This is a genomic window from Geomonas sp. (genome assembly GCF_056994735.1).
Genome location: NZ_JBXKJL010000196.1, coordinates 1 through 1,481 on the forward strand (window position 1 = coordinate 1; position 1,481 = coordinate 1,481).

The 1,481-nt window shown below is 63.3% G+C and carries 2 protein-coding genes; one reads left to right on the forward strand and one right to left on the reverse strand.

What is annotated here, in order from left to right:
* Positions 1–89: 89 nt before the first annotated feature.
* On the reverse strand, positions 90–326 hold the full coding sequence (locus AC11W3_RS08720; RefSeq protein ID WP_484092847.1) for a hypothetical protein: 237 nt from the start codon (positions 324–326) through the stop codon (positions 90–92).
* Positions 327–472: 146 nt separating this feature from the next.
* Here AC11W3_RS08720 and AC11W3_RS08725 point away from each other — a divergent pair, with 146 nt between their 5' ends.
* Complete coding sequence (locus AC11W3_RS08725) at positions 473–1,033, forward strand: class I SAM-dependent methyltransferase (RefSeq protein WP_484092848.1); 561 nt, start codon at positions 473–475, stop codon at positions 1,031–1,033.
* Positions 1,034–1,481 lie beyond the last annotated feature (448 nt).

Here is a 1,481-nt window from a genome sequence, read left to right on the forward strand (position 1 = left end):
GGGACAGTCAGGCTGGCCTAGGAACCGCCATGATCAGTCCTGCTGCCGTGCCCGCTCGCTGTACCCCTGCTCGGCGCGTCGTGCCTGCCCTACGACAATCTCGCCGCGACTTTGCCGACCCCCTGGCTGAGCATGACCTGAAGGTCCCCTTCCCGCTGGTGACGGCGACAGTGCTCGGCTGGCCTGCTCCTGGTACTCACTGAGCCCTTTCCAACCTGGCCGCTGGTCGACTCGTCGCAGACCGCGGGTCTGTCTCCAACCACACTTGCACCTGGATGACCTGCCGTGATGCTGGTGATCACGATGATGGTCAGCCCTGGAGGCATGCCTGCTGAGCTGCGACAACGCAGGTTGGAAAGAGCTCACTGTCCGCTTACGCTGTAGGCGTACAAGGCCGATATCGACAGGCCGACCTCGATACCGCCGAGGTCCGACGAACGACGACCCAACGGTGACCCAGGAGAAACGCTCAGTGAACTGGTTGGACAAGGAGTTGCAACGGCAGCGGGTGTGCAAGGCGCTGGCGTGGATACCCGAGGGTGCACGAGTCCTGGACCTCGGCTGTGCGGATGGTGCATTGTTCCGGCTCGGTCGCGGACGGCTGACCGGAGGTGTGGGGCTCGACCTAGTGCCACACGATGCGCACGTCGACGGTCCGTTTGAGTTTCGAACAGGTGCTTTCCCGGCGGCGGTGGTCAACGGGGAGACCTTCGACGCCGTGACAGCCCTGGCCGTGGTGGAACATCTGTCATCGTCCGAGCTGGCCGCGTGGGCAGATGCGGTCCCACGGGTGCTGCAACCCGACGGCGTGTTCATCGTCACCGTACCCTCACCCGCCGTCGACAAGTTGCTGCACATCAGCATGAAGCTGCGGCTGCTGGACGGGATGGAGGCACATGAGCACCATGGTTTCGATCCCCGGACTGTCCCTGATCAATTCGCCTCGCCGCACCTGACGCTCCGTTATCACAGGACCTTCCAACTCGGCCTGAACAACCTGTACGTCTTCGCGCGCACCCGACCAGAAAAGTAGCTCTTCGAAGCTATTCGGAAACTGGTTGAGGCTGGCTTGCTCGGTGTTCAGCGGGTGACGTCCGTCGGCGGCGGGCGCCGCTGAGCTTGTGCTAGGGGGTGAGCTAGTGAGGCTTATGCAGAACTCGCTATCAAGATCGCTAACGGTCCCCTGACCTGTGCCGATGCGGGTCGAGGGGTGCCGGCAGGAGGCTTCTGCATAACCTTCAGTATGTCACAGGTGTGACAGGGTTCGGCCAGCTCTTCGCCTCGCCCGGCGTGTCGCCAGGGAGGATGGCGCCCTTTCTGTGGACGCAGAGGTGTTGGACACACATCTGACGTTCACAGAAAGGGCTGTGTCAGTGTACCGGCTGCCTGGGTTGAGTCGTCGAGCGGCCGCGTTCGTGGTTGAGGCCGCCGTGCAGCATTTCGCCGACTGGGATCGGCCGACGGGTCGTCCCCGGGCGCTA